This window comes from Elizabethkingia miricola, assembly GCF_001675285.1.
Classification (GTDB): domain Bacteria; phylum Bacteroidota; class Bacteroidia; order Flavobacteriales; family Weeksellaceae; genus Elizabethkingia; species Elizabethkingia miricola.
On sequence record NZ_LSGQ01000010.1, the window covers coordinates 1 to 4,097 of the forward strand.

General features: G+C 36.0%; 2 protein-coding genes. Both read left to right on the top strand.

The features are described 5' to 3' along the window. The first annotated feature begins 8 nt into the window (after window positions 1-8). Window positions 9-215, top strand: a complete 207-nt coding sequence (locus ATE49_RS20355) for a hypothetical protein (RefSeq protein ID WP_065082083.1) — start codon at window positions 9-11, stop codon at window positions 213-215. A gap of 8 nt (window positions 216-223) precedes the next feature. Then, window positions 224-4,097 (top strand): tape measure protein (locus ATE49_RS10135; RefSeq protein WP_065082082.1); only part of this gene is annotated, 3,874 nt, incomplete at its 3' end.

Genomic DNA, 4,097 nt, shown 5'->3' on the forward strand with positions numbered 1-4,097 from the left:
TAAGAGCCATACATGGAAGACTAGGGCAGATATGCGCCCACTTTCATTGGACTTTTGACTATTTGCTTTGGAAGATTGATTGGAGAATAGTACAACGGATGTTGATTGATGCATCTAATTACGAAACGGATGATGATAAAAAGAAGAATGATGGAATAACTCTTACTGAGCAGACATCAGAGGACTTTATTAGAAGCTTGGATATATATAAGTAGGGGGAGGAATGAATAATGCAGCTGGGGCACTTAATTTTAGGGCTACAATAGATTTATCAAATTTTAGGACTGGGATCAATCAGATTAGGACTGATATTCTCGGTCTTTCTGGCGTTGTTGAACAACAAGCCGGCAGAATGGATTCTGCTTTTAAGAATTTGTCATTAGGCATTGCTGGATATTTTTCAGCAAATGCACTCAAAGGCTTCGTTATGGAGCTTATAAACATTCGTGGAGAATTTCAGAAGACAGAAATCGCCTTTTCTACGATGCTCGGTGATGGAGCAAAAGCAAAACAGTTAATGGGTCAAATGGTTGACCTTGCTGCGAAAACTCCATTCTCACTTCAAGATGTTTCTTCTGGTGCAAAACAATTATTGGCTTTTCAGATTCCAGCTAAAGAAGTTGTTGACACTCTTACTAGAATGGGAAATATAGCATCTGGTTTGGGTGTGCCATTAAGCCGAATAAACCTTGTTTATGGACAGGTCAAGGCTAAAGGCAAGCTAATGGGAGATGATCTACGACAATTTACTGAAGCTGGTATTCCTATGGTAGCTGAATTGGCTGCAAAGTTTAAGAAATCAGAAGCCGAAATTTCTGCAATGGTATCGGCAGGTAAAATAGGATTCAAAGATGTAAAAGATGTTTTATTTAGTTTAACTAATGAAGGTGGAATGTTTTTCAACTTAATGGAAAAGCAATCTGCCTCTTTATCTGGTAAGATCTCAAATTTAGAAGATGCCTGGGATCAGATGCTAAATAAGATGGGAGAAGCTAATGAAGGCGTGCTAAACGATGCTATTGATGGGTTAGCTTATCTTGTAGATAATTATGAAGAAGTGATAAAAGTTCTTAAAGTACTTATCGCTACATACGGAGCTTATAGGGCTGCATTAATTTTAACGGCTGTAGTTCAAAAAGCGATAGCTATTGGACAAAGTATATCTACTTGGATAAGTCTTGCAAAAAGCATCAAGAGTGCCGCAGATGCACAAGCATTATTTAATCTTACTGCTTCTGCAAATCCATACGGAGTGATACTGGCAGCACTTGCATTGGTTATTTCTTCATACGTAGTGTATGGTGATGAAATAAAACGTGCAATAGGACTTACTAAGGAGGCTACATCTGAAATGAAATTTCAGGAAAGTATTGAGAAGCAGTTGACAGACACCTTTTCAAAGGGAGTATCTGAAAAAAGGGCGCAAATACAAAATTTAATAGCCGTTATTAATAGTGAAAACTCAAAGCTAGAGGATAGAAAAAAGGCCTATGAAAAACTAATAGCTATAGATCCTACTTTCAGAGGTGCTTTAGATAGTCAATATAGAGCTACCCTAAGATTGGGGGATGCATTTGACCAAGTAATAAAGAAAATGCAATCACTTGCTTCTGCGCAAGCAAAATTAGCTGCGGTAAAAGATATTGTTGAGAAAAATGCTAAGGATGAATTTAACTATTCTCTCATAAAAACTAAGATAGATACTGTAACTAAAAACTTCAAATTTAAGGAAGGAAGTGACTTTTATAGAGACGTTCAAGATGCATTTTTTGATAAAAAAATAACATCGGAACAAAGAGATCAGTTGTTAAAGCTTTCAAAATCTGTACGTGAATATTCTGATGCTGTAAAAGATTCGAGAGAGCAACTCAAAGTCGGAAATAAAGTACAGGAAAATGACCTGAAATATTATAATAAAAAGATTAGCCAAATTGATGAACTAGAAAAAAGAGGCTGGAAAATGCAAGACGGCCGTAAGTATGCGGAAAAATATATAGAGGGCTTTAAAAAAGATAGAGAACAATTTAAAACGCTTGTTTCCGACTATTTAGGTTTAGATGACACTTCCTCTGAAATAACAGTTGGCGGCGCAAAAAAGGGCACGCAGCGATGGTATGAAGAAGAAGTTAAAAGGCTTCAAGAGGCAAATAAGGACTTAGTTCCTCAGTCAAAAGAGTGGTTGAAAAATATGGCTCTTATTAAGAAATATAATGATTTAATCAGTTCCAAAAGCGGTAAGGATAATAAGCAATTAGCTGAAATACTTCCTAAAGGCTCCATTGCAGAGCTTGAGCAAAGAGCAAAACTCATTAATGAAGCTATCAATGTTGCAGTTGATGGTATGGTCAAACTACGGAAACTTGATAAGTACGGGAAAGATAAAGATAAAAATGGTACTCCATTTTATACCGGAGAAGTTATTTCTGTTGATGACGCTAAGAAAAGAATTGAAGGTATAAATAAGCAGGTTCGTCAGCTTCAGGCAGAGGCACAAGCAAAGACTTTCAGTGAAGAAATGGACGAAGTTAAACGTCAGATTGGCGTTCGTGATCAACTTATTCAACAAGGTTATTCGAAAGAATATGTTGATGGAATGTTCCCTAAAATAAAAGACAAATCTTTTCTACAGTATTTAGAAGAAACAGATGTTGCGGTTAAAAAATTGATAGCATCAGGGAAAGGAGATAAAGAAGCCGCCGAAAACTTAGCTCTCATATCCAAATCAATATCAGAATATAAAGGTCTTGAGACATTTATAGAAGGGGTAAATAACCAGATAGATGTATTGAAGTCCAAATTCTCAGGTTCCGAGCTAATATCTCAATTGCAAAAATATGGTAGAATTGATGCAGGAGACTCAACCGAAGAAGAACGAGCATTGAAAGATAGGGCTATTAAAAAAGCACAAGAAGATGAAAGAAGACGTATTGAAGCTAATTATAACCAGCTTTTAAATGATCATAAAACTTTTGAAGAAAAGAAAGCAAAAATAACAAAGGATTTAAATGAAGCTTTAGAACTCGCTAAAAATGATTCTGAAAGAGATAAGATCAAAAAAGCCTATGGAGAGCAATTATCCGCCTTAACTGTAGAAGCGTTCAGGACGTCTAAAGATTGGGAGTTAGCTTTTAGCAATATTGAATATGTGTCTCGCAGGACTGCTGAAAGAGTTGTTAAACAGCTCATTGAATGGAGAGATGCAAATAAAAAAACTCTAAATCCACAGGATTACAAAATTGTATCTGATAAAATAGAGGAATTTCAACGTAAAGCTGTCTCCGCTTTTTCAGTACAACCAATAATAACTTCATGGAGAAACTATCGCAAGGCATCCGAAGACATTGAAAAAGCAGAAAAAGAACTCGAAGAAGCTAACAATGAATTGGCTTTAAGCTTTACAAAGTTAAGGGCTGCGAGTACTATGAGTGCTGAAGATGCTAAAAAAGCTCTTGAGGAATATAATGTTTCGGCAGAAAAGGCAAAAAAAGCGAAAGAAAAATTAGACCAACAACAATCTACAAAAGATTCTTTTTTAAACAACCTTAAAAAAGACTTTTCAAATTGGGGTAACAAAACCTCTGAAATTGTAAATATGGTTGGTGGAGCTGTTAACTCTGTAGAGGGAATAATTACTGATTTAGGTGGCAGTTTAGATAATGAGTTTGGAGATGCTTTAGATAAAATGAAAGGTGTCTTAGAAGGAGTTAGTCAAGTTGCTGATGGCATGAGAGAATTTGCTACAGGTGGTCCTGTTGGAATGGTTACCGGAAGTATCAAGATGATAGGCGGGTTAATTAAGTCTGTTAGTTCGCTATTCAATAATGACAAGAAAAAAGAACGTGCTATAAAGAGAGAAGCAGACGCCCTGAGAGAATTAAAATCTGTATACGAAGATTTAGCTTATGCAGCCAGTAAAGCGTTAGGAGGAGATAAATATGATGCAGACAAAAAAAGTCTTCAAAATATTAAAGATCAACAGGCTAGGCTTCGTGAAATGTATCGTCTTGAAGCAGATAAGAAGAAAAGTGACAAAGGAAAAATGCAGGATTATCAGGAACAGATAAAAGTTCTTGATCATCAGTATCAGGATTTAGTTG